General features: G+C 71.8%; 17 protein-coding genes. 11 read left to right on the top strand and 6 right to left on the bottom strand.

All coding sequences use genetic code 11. The annotated features are described in order from the left end of the window. Positions 1 to 120: 120 nt before the first annotated feature. The 4 genes from ACFYW5_RS16255 to ACFYW5_RS16240 all read right to left on the bottom strand — a co-directional run bounded on the left by ACFYW5_RS16255 (position 121) and on the right by ACFYW5_RS16240 (position 3,993). Positions 121 to 1,203 carry an acyl-CoA dehydrogenase family protein gene (locus ACFYW5_RS16255; RefSeq protein ID WP_389417636.1) on the bottom strand — a complete coding sequence of 361 codons (1,083 nt, stop codon included), beginning with the start codon at positions 1,201 to 1,203 and terminating at the stop codon, positions 121 to 123. Then, entirely contained in the window at positions 1,200 to 2,372 is a 1,173-nt protein-coding gene (locus tag ACFYW5_RS16250; protein ID WP_389417635.1) for an acyl-CoA dehydrogenase family protein, read from the bottom strand. Before ACFYW5_RS16250 ends, ACFYW5_RS16255 begins: the two co-directional genes overlap by 4 nt. Further along, positions 2,369 to 3,334 carry an NADPH:quinone oxidoreductase family protein gene (locus ACFYW5_RS16245; protein WP_389417634.1) on the bottom strand — a complete coding sequence of 322 codons (966 nt, stop codon included), beginning with the start codon at positions 3,332 to 3,334 and terminating at the stop codon, positions 2,369 to 2,371. Before ACFYW5_RS16245 ends, ACFYW5_RS16250 begins: the two co-directional genes overlap by 4 nt. 86 nt (positions 3,335 to 3,420) lie before the next feature. Continuing rightward, the gene (locus ACFYW5_RS16240) at positions 3,421 to 3,993 is read right to left on the bottom strand and encodes a helix-turn-helix domain-containing protein (protein ID WP_389417633.1); all 573 of its coding nucleotides are present in this window, start codon (positions 3,991 to 3,993) and stop codon (positions 3,421 to 3,423) included. An 82-nt stretch (positions 3,994 to 4,075) separates the two neighbouring features. On the opposite strand from ACFYW5_RS16240, the gene ACFYW5_RS16235 reads away from it, so the two are divergent. The 8 genes from ACFYW5_RS16235 to ACFYW5_RS16200 all read left to right on the top strand — a co-directional run bounded on the left by ACFYW5_RS16235 (position 4,076) and on the right by ACFYW5_RS16200 (position 11,721). Then, the gene (locus ACFYW5_RS16235) at positions 4,076 to 4,999 is read left to right on the top strand and encodes an NAD(P)/FAD-dependent oxidoreductase (protein WP_389417974.1); all 924 of its coding nucleotides are present in this window, start codon (positions 4,076 to 4,078) and stop codon (positions 4,997 to 4,999) included. A 71-nt stretch (positions 5,000 to 5,070) separates the two neighbouring features. After that, entirely contained in the window at positions 5,071 to 6,609 is a 1,539-nt protein-coding gene (locus ACFYW5_RS16230; RefSeq protein WP_389417632.1) for an ATP-dependent DNA ligase, read from the top strand. Beyond that, positions 6,606 to 7,067, top strand: coding sequence for an NUDIX domain-containing protein (locus ACFYW5_RS16225; RefSeq protein WP_389417631.1), 462 nt, complete (start codon positions 6,606 to 6,608; stop codon positions 7,065 to 7,067). Before ACFYW5_RS16230 ends, ACFYW5_RS16225 begins: the two co-directional genes overlap by 4 nt. 69 nt (positions 7,068 to 7,136) lie before the next feature. Beyond that, the gene (locus tag ACFYW5_RS16220; protein WP_389417630.1) at positions 7,137 to 8,531 is read left to right on the top strand and encodes an NADP-dependent succinic semialdehyde dehydrogenase; all 1,395 of its coding nucleotides are present in this window, start codon (positions 7,137 to 7,139) and stop codon (positions 8,529 to 8,531) included. A 25-nt stretch (positions 8,532 to 8,556) separates the two neighbouring features. Further along, a complete protein-coding gene (locus ACFYW5_RS16215; protein WP_389417629.1) occupies positions 8,557 to 8,790 on the top strand; it encodes a DUF6213 family protein in 234 nt (77 codons plus the stop codon). 105 nt (positions 8,791 to 8,895) lie between these two features. After that, complete coding sequence (locus ACFYW5_RS16210; RefSeq protein ID WP_389417973.1) at positions 8,896 to 9,981, top strand: type III polyketide synthase; 1,086 nt, start codon at positions 8,896 to 8,898, stop codon at positions 9,979 to 9,981. After that, positions 9,978 to 11,192 (top strand): cytochrome P450, encoded by a 1,215-nt coding sequence (locus ACFYW5_RS16205; RefSeq protein ID WP_389417628.1) that lies wholly within the window; start codon positions 9,978 to 9,980, stop codon positions 11,190 to 11,192. Before ACFYW5_RS16210 ends, ACFYW5_RS16205 begins: the two co-directional genes overlap by 4 nt. A gap of 7 nt (positions 11,193 to 11,199) precedes the next feature. Beyond that, positions 11,200 to 11,721 (top strand): cupin domain-containing protein, encoded by a 522-nt coding sequence (locus ACFYW5_RS16200; RefSeq protein WP_389417627.1) that lies wholly within the window; start codon positions 11,200 to 11,202, stop codon positions 11,719 to 11,721. A gap of 16 nt (positions 11,722 to 11,737) precedes the next feature. Here the strand turns inward: ACFYW5_RS16200 and ACFYW5_RS16195 are convergent, their stop codons facing one another. Then, positions 11,738 to 12,964: an acyl-CoA dehydrogenase family protein gene (locus ACFYW5_RS16195; RefSeq protein ID WP_389417626.1), complete on the bottom strand. Its 1,227-nt coding sequence runs from the start codon at positions 12,962 to 12,964 to the stop codon at positions 11,738 to 11,740. A gap of 172 nt (positions 12,965 to 13,136) precedes the next feature. Between ACFYW5_RS16195 and ACFYW5_RS16190 the strand changes: the two genes are divergently transcribed. After that, a complete protein-coding gene (locus ACFYW5_RS16190; protein ID WP_389417625.1) occupies positions 13,137 to 13,781 on the top strand; it encodes a TetR family transcriptional regulator in 645 nt (214 codons plus the stop codon). 1 nt (position 13,782) lies between these two features. Here ACFYW5_RS16190 and def read toward each other — a convergent pair whose 3' ends face one another. Next, a complete protein-coding gene (gene def, locus ACFYW5_RS16185) occupies positions 13,783 to 14,322 on the bottom strand; it encodes a peptide deformylase (protein WP_389417624.1) in 540 nt (179 codons plus the stop codon). Between the two features lie 83 nt (positions 14,323 to 14,405). Here def and ACFYW5_RS16180 point away from each other — a divergent pair, with 83 nt between their 5' ends. Continuing rightward, complete coding sequence (locus ACFYW5_RS16180; RefSeq protein WP_389417623.1) at positions 14,406 to 15,644, top strand: MurT ligase domain-containing protein; 1,239 nt, start codon at positions 14,406 to 14,408, stop codon at positions 15,642 to 15,644. Between the two features lie 24 nt (positions 15,645 to 15,668). Then, positions 15,669 to 16,397 (top strand): type 1 glutamine amidotransferase, encoded by a 729-nt coding sequence (locus tag ACFYW5_RS16175; protein WP_389417622.1) that lies wholly within the window; start codon positions 15,669 to 15,671, stop codon positions 16,395 to 16,397. Positions 16,398 to 16,455 lie beyond the last annotated feature (58 nt).

Genomic DNA, 16,455 nt, shown 5'->3' with positions numbered 1-16,455 from the left:
GGGACCTGTCCGTGCCAGGAGTTGGCCGGACTGCCGCCACCCGTTCACTCCTCCCGCGCGGGCGCACGGAAAAGCCCGCCCCAGGCAGGGCGGGCTTTGCCCGGTGAACTCCCGGCCGCGTCAGGGGGCCTGGAGGTCGACGAGTTCGGCCAGGGCCGCCCGGTGGGCGCCCGCCGTGCCGTAGGCGATGGAGTCCGCCTTGGCCCGCTTCAGATACAGATGGACCGGATGCTCCCAGGTCATCCCGATACCGGCGTGCAGTTGCAACGCCTCCTCGGCGGCATGGACGGCGACGGACGCCGCGTACGCCTGGGCGACGGCGACCGCCACATCGGCGTCCGTGCCGGCCGTCAGGGCTCCGGCGGCGTTGCGGGCGGCGGCCCGCAGGTTGACGACCTCCAGCCACAGCTGGGCGAGCCGGTGCTTGAGCGCCTGGAAGCCGCCGACGGGCCGGTTGAACTGCTTGCGCTCCTTCAGGTACCGGACCGTTTCGGTCAACGTCCAGTCCGCGAGCCCCAGTTGCTCGGAGGCGAGCAGCCCGGCACCGGCGCGCAGGGCCCGCCGTACGGCCGGCTCGGCGTCCCCCAGCCGACGCCCCGGCGCACCGGCCAGGGTCACCGTCGCCACGGGCCGGGTCAGGTCGAGGGACACCTGCGGGGTGACGGTCACGGCGGCGGCGTCCACGGCGTACAGCCCGCCGTCGTCCGCGGGCACGAGCAGCACATCGGCGACGGCCGCGTCCGCGATCCCGGTCAATTCCCCGTGCAGGGCGCCGTCTTCCAGCCGTACGGCCTTGTGGGCGGCGCCCGGAGCGAGGTGCAGGGCGACGGCGAGGGCGCCGATGCGGCGGCCGGCGGCGAGCTCGGCCAGCAGGTCGAAGGCGTCGCAGGCCAGCAGCGCCTCGGTGGCGACGACGGCACTGGTGAGGTAGGGCACGGGGGCGACCGCGCGGCCCAGCTCCTCCAGGACGACGGCGGCTTCGCGATGGCCGGCGCCCTGGCCGCCGTGCTCCTCGGGCACCAGCAGGCCCGCGAGGCCCATGCGGTCGGCCAGCGCCTTCCAGGCTTCCAGGTCGTGCGGGGCGTCGGACTCGGTGCGCGCGATGACCCCGGGCGCGTCGCAGTGGTCGGCGAGCAGGTCCCGGACGGCGGCGCGCAGCGCCTCTTCCTCCTCCGAGTACAGCAGATCGGGCTGTGCGCTCATCGGGCCAGGTCCTTCCATGCGACGTGCTTGTCGGTGCGCGGCTCGGCGGGCAGGCCGAGGACGCGCTCGGCGACGATGTTCAGCAGGACCTCGCTGGTCCCGCCCTCGATGCTGTTGCCCTTGGAGCGGAGGTAGCGGTAGCCGGCGTCGCGGCCGGTGAAGTCCACCTGGTCGGGGCGGCGCATGGTCCAGTCGTCGTACAACAGGCCCTCTTCGCCGCGGAGTTCGACCTCCAGGCCGCTGATCTCCTGGTTGAGGCGGGCGAAGCCGAGCTTCATCCCGGCGCCCTCGGGTCCCGGCTGGCCCGCGACGAGCTGCTGGCGCAGCCGCTCGCCGGTGAGCCGGGCGACCTCGGCGTCGACCCACAGCTTCAGCAGCCGCTGGTGCAGGTCGTGGGTGCGCAGTTCGGGGCGCTCGCGCCAGGTCCTGGCGACCGGGCCGATCATGCCGCCCTCGCGGGGCAGCCGCGAGCCGCCGATGGCGACGCGCTCGTTGTTCAGGGTGGTCTGCGCGACCCGCCAGCCGTCGCCGACCGCGCCGAGGCGGCGGGAGTCGGGGATGCGGACGCCGGTGAGGAACACCTCGTTGAACTCGGCCTCGCCGGTGATCTGGCGCAGCGGCCGCACCTCGACGCCGGGGTCGGTCATGTCGCAGAGGAAGTAGGTGATGCCCGCGTGCTTGGGCACGTCCGGGTCGGTGCGGGCGATGAGGATGGCCCAGCGGGCGACATGGGCGCTGGAGGTCCACACCTTCTGCCCGTTGACCACCCAGTCCTCGCCTTCCCGGACGGCCCGCGTGCCGAGCGCGGCCAGGTCGGATCCGGCGCCGGGCTCGCTGAAGAGCTGGCACCAGACCTCCTCGCCCGTCCACAGCGGACGCAGGTACTGCCGCTTCTGCTCCTCCGTGCCGTAGGCGAGGATCGTCGGGGCGGCCATGCCGAGGCCGATGCCGATGCGCCGGGGGTTGTTGTCGGGGGCACCCGCCGCCTCCAGCTCGGCGTCCACGACGGCCTGGAGGGAGCGCGGGGCGCCGAGGCCGCCGAGACCCTCGGGGTAGTGCACCCAGGCGAGGCCCGCGTCAAAGCGCGCCCTGAGGAAGTCCAGGCGCTCGGTGGTGGCGGGCGGATGCGCGGCCAGGAACTCCTGGGTCAGACGGCGGACGTCGGTCATGCCGCTCCCCCCGTCAGGACGGCGACGCGGCCGGTGGTGACGCCGTCGCCGACCCGCTGCACGGCGGCGGCGGCCTCGCCGAGCGGTACCCGCTCGCTGATCAGCGGCTTGATGGCGCCGCGCGCGGCCATCTCGGTGAGCTGCTCGTGGCAGTGCTGGACCAGCTTGGGGTTCTTGGTGTTGTACAGGCCCCAGTGCAGGCCGAGGATCGCGTAGTTCTTCACCAGCGCGTGGTTGAGCCCCGGGCTGGGGATGGTGCCGCTGGCGAAGCCGACGATCACGATCCGGCCCTCGAAGGCGACGACCTTGGTGGACTGGGTGTACGCCTCACCGCCGACGGGGTCGTAGATCACATCGGCGCCCCGGCCGCCGGTGGCCTCCTTCACCGCGGCCACGACGTCCTCGGCGCGCCGGTCGATCACCACGTCGCAGCCCAGGTCCCGGGCGACCGCGGCCTTCTCGGCGCCGCCGACGACACCGATGACGGTGGCGCCGGCGGCCTTGCCGAGCTGCACGGCCGCGCTGCCGACCCCTCCGGCGGCAGCGTGGACGAGCAGCGTCTCCCCCGCTTCGAGGCGGGCCCTGCGGTGCAGACCGAACCAGCCCGTCTGGTAGCCGATGTGCAGGGCGGCCGCCTCGGCGTCGTCCAGCGAGTCGGGCGCGGGCAGCAGCGCCGCGGCGTCGGCCACGGCGTACTCGGCGAAACCGCCGTACGGCAGCGCCGGGTTGGCGATGACGCGGCGGCCGTCCTCGGTCTCGCCGCAGATCTCCACGCCCGGGGTGAACGGCAGCGGCGGCCTGACCTGGTAGTGGCCCCGGCACATCAGCACGTCCGGGAAGTTGATGTTGGCGGCGCGTACCTTCAGCAGGACCTGGCCGTCGCCGGGGGTGGGCCGCTCGACGTTCGCGAGCCGCATCACCTCGCTCGGCTCGCCGTTCTCGTGCACTTGCCATGCCTGCATGCGGAGCCTCCACGGACTGCGTCGTCTGACCGGGGTCGGTTTGCATACTAAGCGGTCGCTTGCCGATCAGGGAACAGTCACGCCGGTCACGCCTGCCGGGGCTTGGCGCGCACGTGCATCCGCTCCCCCTGCGGTCCGAACAGACTCAGGAACTCCGCGGGCCCCTCCCCCGTCGACCCGAACCAGTGCGGCACCCGGGTGTCGAACTCGGCCGCCTCTCCCGCCGTGAGCACCACATCGTGCTCGCCGAGCACGACCCGCAGCCGCCCGGACAGCACGTACAGCCACTCGTAGCCCTCATGGGTACGCGGTTCGGGCTCCTCCTCGCGCTGCGGCACCAGCACCTTGAAGGCCTGGAGGCCGCCGGGCTGCCGGGTGAGCGGCCAGAAGGTGCGCCCATGGCGGATCAAGGGCTCGGCCCGTACCCGCGGATCCCCCACCGGTGGTGCCCCGACCAGCTCGTCCAGCGGCACCTGGTGGGCCTGCGCGATCGGCAGCAGCAGCTCCAGGCTGGGCTTGCGCAGCCCGGACTCCAGCCGCGACAGGGTGCTGACCGAGATGCCGGTCTTCTCGGCCAGCGCCGCCAAGGTCACCTCGCGGTCCTTGCGGAGCCGCCGCAGCCGGGGGCCCACCTCCGCCAGAACGTCCTCGGTAGTCATGAGGACAATTGCAGAATCGGCAAAGAAGTTTGTCAATCCCGCGCCTCGGAGCGACCGTGACGGCATGAGCGAGACACACGACATGACCGAGACCTACGAAGTGATCGTGATCGGCGGCGGAGCGGCCGGCCTCTCGGCCGCCCTGGTCCTGGGCCGCGCCCGGCGCCGCACCCTGGTCGTCGACGCGGGCGAGCCGCGCAACGCTCCCTCCGCCCATATGCAGGGCTATCTCTCCCGGGACGGCATGGCGCCGGCCGAGTTCCTGGCGATCGGGCGCGAGGAGATCGCCCGGTACGGGGTGGAGCTCGTCCGGGACCGTGCGGTGGATGTCGCCAAGGAGGAGGACTTCACCGTCGTCCTGGCCGGTGGACGCAGCGTCCGGGCCCGGCGGCTGGTGATGGCCACCGGCCTCAAGGACGAGCTGCCGGAGGTGCCGGGGCTCGCCGGGCGGTTCGGACGGGACGCGCTGCACTGCCCGTACTGCCACGGCTGGGAGGTGCGCGACCAGGCCTTCGGGGTGCTCGCGACGAGCCCGCTGAGCGTCCACCAGGCGCTGATGGTCTCCCAGTGGTCGAAGGACGTGACGCTCTTCCTGCACGAGGTCGACGAGAGCGAGCTGACCGGCGACGACCTGCGCAGGCTGGCCGCCGCCGGGGTCGAGACGGTGCCCGGCGCGGTCGCCGAGGTGCTGGTCGAGGACGACCGGCTCACCGGCGTGCGCCTCGCCGACGGCACGGCGCACGCCCACCAGGTGCTGTTCGTCGCGCCCCGCGCCGTCCCGCAGACCGACCTGTTGCAGCGGCTGGGCGCGGAGCTGACTCAGACCCCGTTCGGCGCCTACCCCGTGGTCGACCCGACGGGCCTGACCAGCGTGCCCGGGGTGTGGGCCGCCGGGAACGCGATGGGCTTCGGCGAGCAGGTCGTGAACGCCGCGGCCGGCGGCTACCGGGCGGGGGCCACCATCAACGGAGACCTGTTGATGGCCGACCTGGACGCCCGGCGCTGAGGCGTGTCGTGCCCCTGCGGGGCGGCGCCGTCCGGGTGTGAGGCGGCCGGGGCCGGGGCACCATGGGCTGCATGCTGCTGACCCGGCTGGCCCAGGTGTCCCAGGATGTCGCCGCGACCTCGGCCCGGTCCCGGAAGGTCGCCCTGCTGGCGGAGCTGTTCCGGGACGCCGAGGCCGCGGACGTGCCGATCGTCATCCCGTATCTGGCGGGACGCCTGCCGCAGGGGCGGCTCGGCGTCGGCTGGAAGGTGCTCGGCCGCCCGGTCGCCCCCGCCGCCGAACCGACCCTCACGGTGGCCGGGGTCGACGCCCTGCTCACCGAGCTGGGCAAGGTGTCGGGCGCCGGTTCACAGGCCGAACGGGCTCGCCTGGTGGGCGAGTTGATGGGCGCGGCGACGGCGGACGAACAGCGGTTCCTGCTCGGTCTCCTCACCGGCGAGGTCCGCCAGGGCGCCCTGGACGCGGTCGCCGTGGAAGGGCTGGCGCAGGCGGTCCAGGCGCCCGCGGCGGACGTGCGGCGGGCGGTGATGCTGGCCGGCTCGCTCCAGACGGTGGCCGAGGCCCTGCTCGCCGACGGCCCCGCCGCGCTCGACCGCTTCCGGCTCACCGTGGGCCGCCCGGTCCTGCCGATGCTGGCGCACAGCGCCTCCTCGGTGTCCGAGGCGGTCGAGAAGCTCGGCACCTGCGCGGTGGAGGAGAAACTGGACGGCATCCGCGTCCAGCTCCACCGGGACGGCGATGCCGTACGGGTCTACACCCGCACCCTCGACGACATCACCGACCGGCTGCCCGAAGTGACCTCCGCGGCTCTGCAGTTGCGGGGCGAGCGGTTCATCCTCGACGGCGAGGTCATCGCCCTCGACGAGCAGGGGCGGCCCCGCTCCTTCCAGGAGACCGCGGGCCGGGTCGGCTCCCGGGTGGACGTGGCGACGGCGGCGCGCGCGGTCCCCGTCTCCCCCGTCTTCTTCGACGCGCTCTCCGTCGACGGCCACGACCTGCTCGACCTCCCCTTCGCCGACCGCCACGCGGAACTGGCCCGGCTCGTCCCCGAGCCGATGCGGGTCCGGCGCACCCTCGTCTCCGGACCCGAGGACGTGCGGCAGGCCGAGGACTTCCTCGCCGGGACCCTGGAGCGCGGCCACGAGGGCGTCGTCGTCAAGGCCCTGGACGCCGCCTACAGCGCGGGCCGGCGCGGCGCGTCCTGGCTGAAGGTCAAGCCGGTGCACACCCTCGACCTGGTCGTCCTGGCCGCCGAGTGGGGCCACGGCCGGCGCACCGGCAAGCTCTCCAACCTCCACCTCGGCGCCCGCACCGCCGACGGCTCCTTCGCCATGCTCGGCAAGACCTTCAAGGGCATGACCGACGCGATGCTCAGCTGGCAGACGGAGCGCCTGAAGGAGCTGGCGGTCGAGGAGAGCGGCTACGTGGTCACCGTACGCCCCGAACTCGTCGTCGAGATCGCCTACGACGGCCTGCAGCGGTCCACCCGCTACCCGGCCGGCGTCACCCTCCGGTTCGCGCGGGTGATCCGCTACCGGGAGGACAAGCGCCCCGAGGAGGCGGACACCGTGGAGACCCTGCTGGCGGCCCATCCCGAGGTGAGGCCGTGAAGTACAGCGCGGGCCTGCTGCTGTTCCGCCGGACCGCGGGGGGCGTGGAGGTGCTGCTCGGCCACATGGGCGGCCCGTTCTTCGCGCGCCGCGACGCGGGGGCGTGGGGCGTGCCCAAGGGCGAGTACGAACCGGAGTCGGAGACGGCCTGGGAGGCGGCCCGGCGGGAGTTCCAGGAGGAGCTCGGCCTGCCGCCGCCCGACGGTGACGCGGTGCCCCTCGGTGACGCCCGCCAGTCGAACGGCAAGCTGGTCACGGTGTGGGCGATCGAGGCCGACCTCGATCCGGACACCGTCACCCCGGGCACCTTCCGGATGGAGTGGCCCCCGAAGTCGGGCCTGACCGAGGAGTTCCCCGAGCTCGACCGGGTGGCGTGGTTCCCGCTGGTCCGCGCCCGGGAGGTGATCGTCAAGGCGCAGGGCGCGTTTCTTGACCGGCTGGCGGAGCACTCGGGCTGAGCCGCCGCGTTGCGGCCACCGGCGACGCGCGGGAAGGTCGAAGCACATCAGCTCCCCGGGAGGTCAGTCATGCCCATCGCAACGGTGAACCCGGCGAACGGCGAGACACTCAAGACGTACGAGGCCATGGGCGCGGAGGAGACCGAGCGCCGCCTCCAGCTCGCCGAGGCCACGTTCCGCACGTACCGGACGACCACGTTCGACGAGCGGGCACGGCTGCTGAACCGGGCCGCGGATCTCCTGGACGAGGACCAGCGGGACATCGCACGGGTGATGACCACCGAGATGGGCAAGCCGGTCAAGCAGGCCCGCGCCGAGGCCGCCAAGTGCGCCAAGGCGATGCGCTGGTACGCCGCACGCGCCGAGGCGCTCCTCGCCGACGAGGTACCCGACGACACCGACGTACGGGACTCCGGCGCCGCCCGGGTCCGGGTCCGCTACCGCCCGCTCGGCCCGGTGCTCGCGGTGATGCCGTGGAACTTCCCGCTGTGGCAGGTGATGCGCTTCGCCGCGCCCGCGCTCATGGCGGGCAACGTCGGCCTGCTCAAGCATGCCTCGAACGTGCCGCAGACCGCGCTGTACCTGGAGGACCTGTTCCACCGGGCGGGCTTTTCGGAGGGCACTTTCCAGACGCTGCTGATCGGCTCCGGCGCGGTCGAGGAGATCCTGCGCGACGAGCGCGTCAAGGCGGCCACCCTCACCGGGAGCGAGCCCGCGGGCCGGGCGGTCGCCTCGGTGTGCGGGGACATGGTGAAGAAGACGGTGCTGGAGCTGGGCGGCAGCGACCCGTATGTGGTCATGCCCTCGGCCGACCTCGACCGGGCCGCCGAGGTCGCGGTCACCGCGCGGGTGCAGAACAACGGGCAGTCGTGCATCGCCGCCAAGCGGTTCATCGTGCACACCGATGTCTACGACGCCTTCGCGGAGCGGTTCACGGCCGGCATGCGGGCGCTGAAGGTCGGCGACCCGATGGAGGAGGCCACCGAGGTCGGGCCGGTCGCGACCGAGCAGGGGCGGGCCGATCTGGAGGACCTGGTCGACGACGCGCGGCGGAGCGGGGCTCAGGTGCTGTGCGGCGGCCACCGGCTGCGGCGGCCCGAGCTGCCCGGCTGGTACTACCCGCCGACCGTCCTGGCCGGCATCACCCGCGAGATGCGCATCCACCGCGAGGAGGCCTTCGGTCCCGTCGCCACGCTGTACCGCGCGGGTGACATCGACGAGGCCGTGCTCATCGCCAACGACACGCCCTTCGGGCTGAGTTCGAACGTGTGGACGCGCGACGAGGCCGAGGCCGACCGGTTCGAACGGGACCTGGAGGCCGGCAGCGTGTACGTGAACGGGATGACGGCCTCCCACCCGGCGTTCCCGTTCGGCGGGGTCAAGCGGTCCGGGTACGGGCGTGAGCTGTCCGGGCACGGAATCCGCGAGTTCTGCAACATCACGACGGTTTGGCACGGGGCGTGACGCCTGCGCGGCTACCATCCCGTTTGTGAACCGCGAAGTGACTCTGCCTCTGATCGTCGACGACCGCGGGACCTTGCAGGTGGCTGCCGCCGATGTGAGCAAGTTGTTGCGAACCGTGGGTGGGCGGTGGCTGCATCTCGTCGAGGCCGGGGAGGATCTCGACGAGGACACCGTGGCCGCCCTGACCATCGAGCTGGCCAAGCTGGCGGATCGTATCGACGTGGCGTGCATCGCCCACAGCAGCGGCGGCGCGCCGTAGGGGGCATTGCTTCGTAGCCGGGTGCAGGTTCGTCGTGATCGCGCGTTTGGAGTAGCCCGACGCGAAGTCGCCGCGTCCTCGGGTGAAGGTGGACTGGACCACCCTCTGAGGCGAAAGCAGGCACGGTTCATGGCGACTTTGTGCAGACCCTCGGTGTCCGTTCCAGAGCACGTGATCACGATGGAGGAGACGCTGGAGCTGGCGCGCTCCCGCCACGCAGACCACCCTCAACTCCCGCTGGCACTCCGGCTGATCGAGAACACGGGCGTGAAGACCCGGCACATCGTGCAGCCCATCGAGGAGACGCTGAAGCATCCGGGCTTCGAGGAGCGCAACAAGATCTACGTGTCGGAGGCGAAGGCCCGGGTGCCCTCCGTCGTACAGCGGGCCCTCGACGACGCGGAGCTGCTCACCACCGACATCGACGTGATCATCTACGTCTCGTGCACGGGCTTCATGATGCCCTCGCTCACGGCCTGGCTGATCAACGAGATGGCCTTCGACGCCACCACCCGCCAGATACCCATAGCGCAGCTGGGCTGCGCGGCCGGCGGCGCGGCGATCAACCGGGCGCACGACTTCTGCACGGCCTACCCCAAGGCCAACGCGCTCATCGTGGCCTGCGAGTTCTGCTCGCTGTGCTACCAGCCCACCGACATCGGCGTCGGCTCCCTGCTCTCCAACGGCCTGTTCGGCGACGGAATCGCCGCGGCCGTGGTGCGCGGCCGGGGCGGCGAGGGCATCGAGCTGGAGCGCAACGGCTCGTACCTGATCCCCAAGACCGAAGAGTGGATCATGTACGACGTCCGCGCCACCGGCTTCCACTTCCTGCTGGACAAGCGGGTGCCGGCCACCATGGAGCCGCTCGCCCCGGCGCTCCAGGATCTCGCGGGGCTGCACGGCTGGGACGCCGCCGACCTGGACTTCTACATCGTCCACGCGGGCGGGCCCCGCATCCTCGACGACCTCAGCAAGTTCCTGCAGGTCGACCCGCACGCCTTCCGGTTCAGCCGGGCCACGCTCACCGAGTACGGCAACATCGCCAGCGCCGTCGTCCTGGACGCGCTGCGCCGGCTGTTCGACGAGGGCGGGGCCCAGGACCGGGCGCGCGGGCTGCTGGCCGGGTTCGGTCCCGGCATCACCGCCGAGATGGCACTCGGCCGCTGGCGCACGGACGAAGAGGCGGTATGACCGAAGAGACGCTCACCGAGATCCTCCCCCCGATCCGGCACTGGCCGGCGCTCGATCTGACCGGAGTCGACTTCGACCCGGTGCTGACCGAGCTGATGCGGGAGGGCCCCATCACCCGGATCCAGCTGCCCAACGGCGACGGCTGGGCCTGGCTGGTCACCCGGTACGAGGACGTACGCATGGTGACCAACGACCCCCGGTTCAGCCGCGAGGCCGTCATGGACCGGCCGGTCACCCGGCTCGCCCCGCACTTCATCCCGGCCCGCGGCGCGGTCGGTTTCCTGGACCCGCCCGACCACACCCGGCTGCGCCGCTCGGTGGCCGCCGCGTTCACGGCCAAGGGCGTGGAGCGCATCCGCGACATGTCCCGCCGGATGCTGGACGACCTGGTCGACGAACTGCTCCGGGCCGGGCCGCCGGCCGACCTCACCGCGACGGTCCTCTCCCCCTTCCCCATCGCGGTGATCTGCGAGCTGATGGGCGTACCGGCCGCGGACCGCCACATCATGCACACCTGGACCCAGCTGATCCTGTCCTCCGCGCACGGCGCGGACGTCAGCGAGAAGGCGAAGCACGAGATGGGCGCCTACTTCGCCGATCTCATCGGGCTCCGGGAGGGCAGTACCGCCGAGGACGTCACCTCCCTGCTCGGCGCCGCCGTGGGCCGGGGCGAGGTGACGCTGGAGGAGGCCGTGGGGCTCGCAGTGCTCCTCCAGATCGGCGGCGAGGCGGTCACCAACAACAGCGGGCAGATGTTCTACATCCTGCTGACCCGCCCCGACCTCGCCGAACGTCTGCGCGCGGAGCCGGAGATCCGGCCCCAGGCCATCGACGAGCTGCTGCGCTACATCCCGCACCGCAACGCGGTGGGCCTGTCGCGGATCGCGACGGAGGACGTGGGCATCAGGGGCGTACGGATCCGGGCCGGGGACGCGATCTATGTGTCGTACCTGGCCGCCAACCGTGATCCGGACGTCTTCCCGTTCCCCGAGACGATCGACTTCTCGCGCTCGCCGAACCCGCATGTGTCCTTCGGTTTCGGTCCGCACTACTGCCCCGGCGGCATGCTGGCCCGGATGGAGTCGCAGCTCCTGGTGGACGCGCTGCTGGACCGACTGCCGGGGCTGCAGCTGGCCGTGCCGCCGGAGAAGGTGCCGTTCCGCAAGGGCGCGTTGATCCGCGGGCCCGAGGCGCTGCCGGTGACGTGGTGAGCGGTCGATGACGGCGACGGAAGGGCTGCTGGTGCCGCCGGGCCAGGGCCGGGTCGTGCAGACTCCGGCCCAGCACGTGACCTTCAAGGTCACCGGCTCGCACTCGCGCATGGCGTCCACGTTCGAGGTGATCGTGCCACCCGGCTTCGACGTGGGCGCCCATGTGCACACCCGCAGCGAGGAGTTGTTCTACGTGCTCGAAGGCGAGCTGGACGTGCTCGCCTTCGAGCCGAGGATCCGGACCCCCGACAACTGGCAGCGCTGGGAGTCCGGTTCGGGCAACCGGGTGGTACGCGCGACACCGGGCACGGTGATCGTCGTACCGCCCGGCTGTCCGCACGCCTTCGCCAACCCGACGGACGAGCCCGCGAAGATGTTCTTCCAGGCGAGCCCGCCGCCGGACCATGAGCGGTACTTCGAGGAACTGCTGGAGATCCTGGGCAACGGGGGCCCGCCGGACCACACGGCGATCGAGGAGCTGCGCAAGCGGTACGACATCGAGCAGCTCACGCCGTTGAAGCACCGGTGAGCGTTCCCACCCGAAGCTACCGAATGGTCATCCCCGAGAGCGTCCGAGCAATCACCAAACGCTGGATCTCACTCGTGCCCTCGAAGATCGTGTAGATCGCCGCATCCCGGTGCATCCGCTCCACCGGGTACTCCCGGGTGTAGCCGTTGCCGCCGAGGATCTGGATCGCCTGGCCGGTGACCTTCTTGGCCGTCTCGCTGGCGAACAGCTTCGACATCGAGCCCTCGGCCGCGGTGAACGGCTTGCCGTTGACCGCCATCCAGGACGCCCGCCAGACCAGCAGCCGCGCCGCGTCGATCGACGTCCGCATGTCGGCGAGCTGGAAGGCGACGCCCTGGTTGTCGATGATCGGGCGGCCGAACTGCTCACGGGTGGTGGCGTAGTCCAGCGCCACCTCGTACGCGGCACGGGCGGTGCCCACCGCCATGGCGCCGACCGCCGGCCGCGAGGCCTCGAAGGTCGCCATCGCCGCGTTCTTCACCCGCTCGCCGCCGCTGCGGGCCCGCTCCCGGGCCCGGGCCAGGCGCTCGTCGAGCTTCTCCTTGCCGCCGAGCAGGCAGGAGCCGGGGACGCGGACGTTCTCCAGGACGACCTCGGCGGTGTGCGAGGCGCGGATGCCGTGCTTCTTGAACTTCTGGCCCTGGGACAGGCCCGGCGTGTTCGGCGGGACGATGAAGGAGGCGTGGCCCTTGGATCCGAGTTCGGGGTCGACGACCGCGACGACGACATGGACGTTGGCGATGCCGCCGTTGGTCGCCCAGGTCTTGGTGCCGTTGAGCACCCACTCGTCCTTTGCCTCGTCGTAGACGGCCCGCGTACGCATGGAGGCGACGTCGGAGCCGGCGTCGGGCTCGGAGGAGCAGAAGGCCGCCACCTTGACATCGTTGGCGTCGCCGTACATCTGGGGGATCCAGGTGCCGATCTGCTCCTCGGTGCCGTTGGCGAGGACGCCCACGGCGGCCAGGCCGGTGCCGACGATGGACAGCGCGATGCCGGCGTCGCCCCAGAACAGCTCCTCCATCGCCATCGGGATGCCGAGGCCGGTGGCGTCGAAGTACTGCTGGGCGTAGAAGTCGAGCGAGTAGATTCCGACCTTGGCGGCCTCCTGGATGACCGGCCAGGGAGTCTCCTCACGCTCGTCCCATTCGGCGGCCGCGGGGCGGATGACATCGGCGGCGAAACCGTGCAGCCAGTCCCGGACCTCCTTCTGTTCGTCGTTGAGCTCCATGGTGAACTCGGCCATGTCCCCTCCAGCGGCAGCGCACGTGCATGTTACTTGCGGTAACCGCAGTCTGTTACCGGCGGGTAGGAAAAGTCAACTCCTGATGACCGGTCGGCAGCCCGTTCGATGTCAGGAACGTGTTGAGTGTTAGTTTGCGCAAGCGTCACCGAAAAAGCACGGGTGGGGAGAGCACATGGACACCACACAGCGGACCGAGCAGCAGCGGTCCGCGGACCGCCGTCGGCGCGAGCTGCTGGAGGCCGCCGACCGGGTGGTGCTGCGCGACGGTCCACAGGCCTCGATGAACGCCATCGCCGCCGAGGCGGGCATCACCAAGCCGATCCTCTACCGTCACTTCGGCGACAAGGGCGGACTCTACGCGGCCTTGGCCAAGCGGCACACCGACGCGCTGCTGGACTCGCTGCGGGCCGCGCTGGACGCTCCCGCGGAGCGACGGCAGCGGGTGGAGGCCACGCTGGAGACCTACTTGGCCGCCATCGAGGCACGGCCCCAGGTGTACCGCTTCCTGATGCACCCCGCCGAGGGCGGGCACACCGGGGACCAGGGGTTCGACGTCGGCAAGCACTCGGCTCCGCTGCTGCGGAGGATGGGTGAGGAGCTGGCGCAGGTCATCGAGGAGCGGCTGGACCTCGGGCCGGGCAGCCAGCAGCTGGCCCGCGTGTGGGGCCATGGGATCGTCGGGATGATGCATGCCGCGGGCGACTGGTGGCTGGGCGAACGGCCCTGTTCCCGGGCCGAGTTGGTGCGGAGTCTGGCGGATCTGCTGTGGGGCCGTCTCGCGGCGGCCGGCGACAAGGTGGGTGGCCCGGGTTTCTGAGTCAGCCGCTCCAGGAGGCTCGCGCCACCTGCCGCATCAGCCGCCGGTGCCGCCACCCCGTGACGCGGTCCGCGTACACCTTCCCCGCCACGTGGTCGCACTCGTGCTGCAGACACCTCGCGAAGAAGCCCGTCCCCTGCACCGTCACCGGCTCGCCCGTCACCGTGAACCCCTCCACCACCGTGTGGTCGTACCGTTCCGTCCCCGCTTCCAGACCGGGCAGGGACAGGCACCCCTCCGGCCCCCGCACCACCACACCGTCGGCCTCGACCAGACGCGGGTTCACCACATGCCCCAGATGCCGTACGTCCTCGTCGTCGGGACAGTCGTAGACGAACACCCGCAGCGGCACGCCGACTTGGTTCGCCGCGAGGCCGACCCCCTGCGCCGCGTACATCGTGGCGAACATGTCCTCGACGAGCCTCGCCAGTTCGGGGCCGAAGTCCGTGACCTCCTCGGCGGGGGTGTGCAGGAGCGGGTCGCCGAGCAGGGTGAGGGGCCGGACACGCCCGTGGGCGCCCGGAATCGAGCCGTGTCGCATGGGCGCAAGATTACGGCCGATTCGGGAGCGCGAGGGGATCTCGATAGGCTGACCACCTACGACGTTGGGAGGATCGAGGACTGATGGCAGGCAACTCGGACCCGCTCACTCCGCGGGCCAAGATCGCCGTTACCGCGGGCAAGGCGGTCGCGGCGGCATCGCGCGCAGCGGGGCGCGGCAGCGGTTCGGTGATCGGTGGCCGGGTGGCGCTCAAGCTCGACCCCGACCTCCTCGCACGGCTCGCGCAGAACCTGGACGTGGTCCTGGTGTCGGCGACCAATGGCAAGACCACCACCACCCGGCTGATCGCGGAGGCGCTGGGCGCCGCGGGCCCGGTGGTCTCCAACGCGCTCGGCGCCAACATGCCCGCCGGTATCACCTCCGCGCTGGCCGGTGGCTCGGAGGCCCGTTACGGCGTCATCGAGGTCGACGAGAAGTACCTCGCGGGCGTCGCCCGGGACACCGACCCCAAGTGCATCGCCCTGCTGAACCTCTCCCGCGACCAGCTCGACCGCGCCGCCGAGACCCGGATGCTCGCCGAGGCCTGGCGCGAGGGGCTCGCGGGGTCCAAGGCCGTGATCGTCGCCAACGCCGACGACCCGCTGGTGGTGTGGGCCGCGTCCTCCTCCCCCAATGTGATCTGGGTCGCCGCCGGGCAGATGTGGAAGGACGACGCCTGGTCCTGCCCGTCCTGCGGCGGTGTGATGCAGCGGCCGGGCGACGACTGGTTCTGCGGTGAGTGCGGTTTCCGCCGGCCGACGCCGAGCTGGGCGCTCTCCGGCGACCACGTCCTCGACCCGCACGGCTCCGCCTGGCCCATTCACCTCCAGCTGCCGGGCCGCGCCAACAAGGCCAACGCCGCCTCCTCGGCCGCCGTCGCCGCCGTGTTCGGGGTGCCGCCGCAGGTGGCCCTGGAGCGCATGTACCAGGTGCAGGCGGTCGCCGGACGCTACGACGTCGTCCAGTTCCAGGGCCGCGACCTGCGCCTGCTGCTCGCGAAGAACCCGGCCGGCTGGCTGGAGACGTTCTCCCTGATCGACCCGCCGCCCACCCCGGTGATCCTGTCGGTGAACGCGCGCGGCGCCGACGGCACCGACACCTCCTGGCTGTGGGACGTCGACTACACGCGTCTGACCGGGCACCCGATCTGCGTCATCGGGGACCGCAAGCTCGACCTCGCGGTGCGGCTGGAAGTGGCCAACCAGCACTTCCAGGTCTGCGAGAACCTCGACCAGGCCGTGCAGCAGTGTCCGCCGGGACGGATCGAGGTCATCGCCAACTACACCGCGTTCCAGGACCTGCGCCGCCGCGTCGGCAACTGACGTATCCGTAAGGACAGTGACCTCATGAGCGACAACCAACTGCGGGTCGTCTGGATCTATCCGGACCTGCTGAGCACCTACGGCGACCAGGGCAACGTCCTGGTCGTGGAGCGCCGGGCCCGGCAGCGCGGCCTGGACGTGGCCCGCCTCGACGTGCGCAGCGACCAGCCGATCCCGACCTCCGGGGACATCTATCTGATCGGCGGCGGCGAGGACCGGCCGCAGCGGCTCGCGGCCGAGCGGCTGCGCCGGGACGGCGGTCTGCACCGGGCCGTGGGCAACGGCGCGATCGTCTTCTCGGTCTGCGCCGGCTACCAGATCCTCGGCCACGAGTTCATCAACGACCTCGGCCAGCGCGAGCCCGGTCTCGGTCTGCTGGACGTGGTGTCGGTGCGCGGCGAGGGCCAGCGGTGCGTCGGCGACGTGCTCGGCGACATCGACCCGCGCCTCGGCCTGCCCCCGCTGACCGGCTTCGAGAACCACCAGGGCGTCACCCATCTCGGCCCCACGGCCCGCCCCCTCGCCCAGGTCCGCTTCGGCAAGGGCAACGGCACGGGCGACGGCACGGAGGGCGCTTACAACGACACGGTCTTCGGTACGTACATGCACGGCCCCGTGCTGGCCCGGAACCCGCTCATCGCCGATCTGCTGCTGAAGCTGGCGCTGGACGTCAACGCCCTGCCGCCGACCGACGACCGCTGGTACGAGGCGCTGCGCACCGAGCGCATCGCGGCCGCGCAGCAGCCGGCCTGAACCCGTGCTCCAGAGGTACTGAAGCGGCCTTCCAGCGCGCCCTGCCACCGTGCTCACC

Source organism: Streptomyces sp. NPDC002779 (assembly GCF_042888685.1).
In the GTDB taxonomy this organism is placed as follows: domain Bacteria; phylum Actinomycetota; class Actinomycetes; order Streptomycetales; family Streptomycetaceae; genus Streptomyces.
Note: the sequence above shows the minus strand (reverse complement) of the source record. Positions and strands in the feature narration are given on the sequence as shown.

Bases quoted from the DNA above. Each gene is read 5' to 3' on its own strand.
- ACFYW5_RS16190 (WP_389417625.1), top strand. From the start codon at position 13,137: ATGGACACCACACAGCGGACCGAGCAGCAGCGGTCCGCGGACCGCCGT.
- ACFYW5_RS16230 (WP_389417632.1), top strand. From the start codon at position 5,071: ATGCTGCTGACCCGGCTGGCCCAGGTGTCCCAGGATGTCGCCGCGACC.
- ACFYW5_RS16175 (WP_389417622.1), top strand. From the start codon at position 15,669: ATGAGCGACAACCAACTGCGGGTCGTCTGGATCTATCCGGACCTGCTG.
- ACFYW5_RS16180 (WP_389417623.1), top strand. From the start codon at position 14,406: ATGGCAGGCAACTCGGACCCGCTCACTCCGCGGGCCAAGATCGCCGTT.
- ACFYW5_RS16245 (WP_389417634.1), bottom strand. From the start codon at position 3,334: ATGCAGGCATGGCAAGTGCACGAGAACGGCGAGCCGAGCGAGGTGATG.
- def (WP_389417624.1), bottom strand. From the start codon at position 14,322: ATGCGACACGGCTCGATTCCGGGCGCCCACGGGCGTGTCCGGCCCCTC.
- ACFYW5_RS16255 (WP_389417636.1), bottom strand. From the start codon at position 1,203: ATGAGCGCACAGCCCGATCTGCTGTACTCGGAGGAGGAAGAGGCGCTG.
- ACFYW5_RS16195 (WP_389417626.1), bottom strand. From the start codon at position 12,964: ATGGCCGAGTTCACCATGGAGCTCAACGACGAACAGAAGGAGGTCCGG.
- ACFYW5_RS16235 (WP_389417974.1), top strand. From the start codon at position 4,076: ATGACCGAGACCTACGAAGTGATCGTGATCGGCGGCGGAGCGGCCGGC.
- ACFYW5_RS16205 (WP_389417628.1), top strand. From the start codon at position 9,978: ATGACCGAAGAGACGCTCACCGAGATCCTCCCCCCGATCCGGCACTGG.
- ACFYW5_RS16220 (WP_389417630.1), top strand. From the start codon at position 7,137: ATGCCCATCGCAACGGTGAACCCGGCGAACGGCGAGACACTCAAGACG.
- ACFYW5_RS16240 (WP_389417633.1), bottom strand. From the start codon at position 3,993: ATGACTACCGAGGACGTTCTGGCGGAGGTGGGCCCCCGGCTGCGGCGG.
- ACFYW5_RS16250 (WP_389417635.1), bottom strand. From the start codon at position 2,372: ATGACCGACGTCCGCCGTCTGACCCAGGAGTTCCTGGCCGCGCATCCG.
- ACFYW5_RS16200 (WP_389417627.1), top strand. From the start codon at position 11,200: ATGACGGCGACGGAAGGGCTGCTGGTGCCGCCGGGCCAGGGCCGGGTC.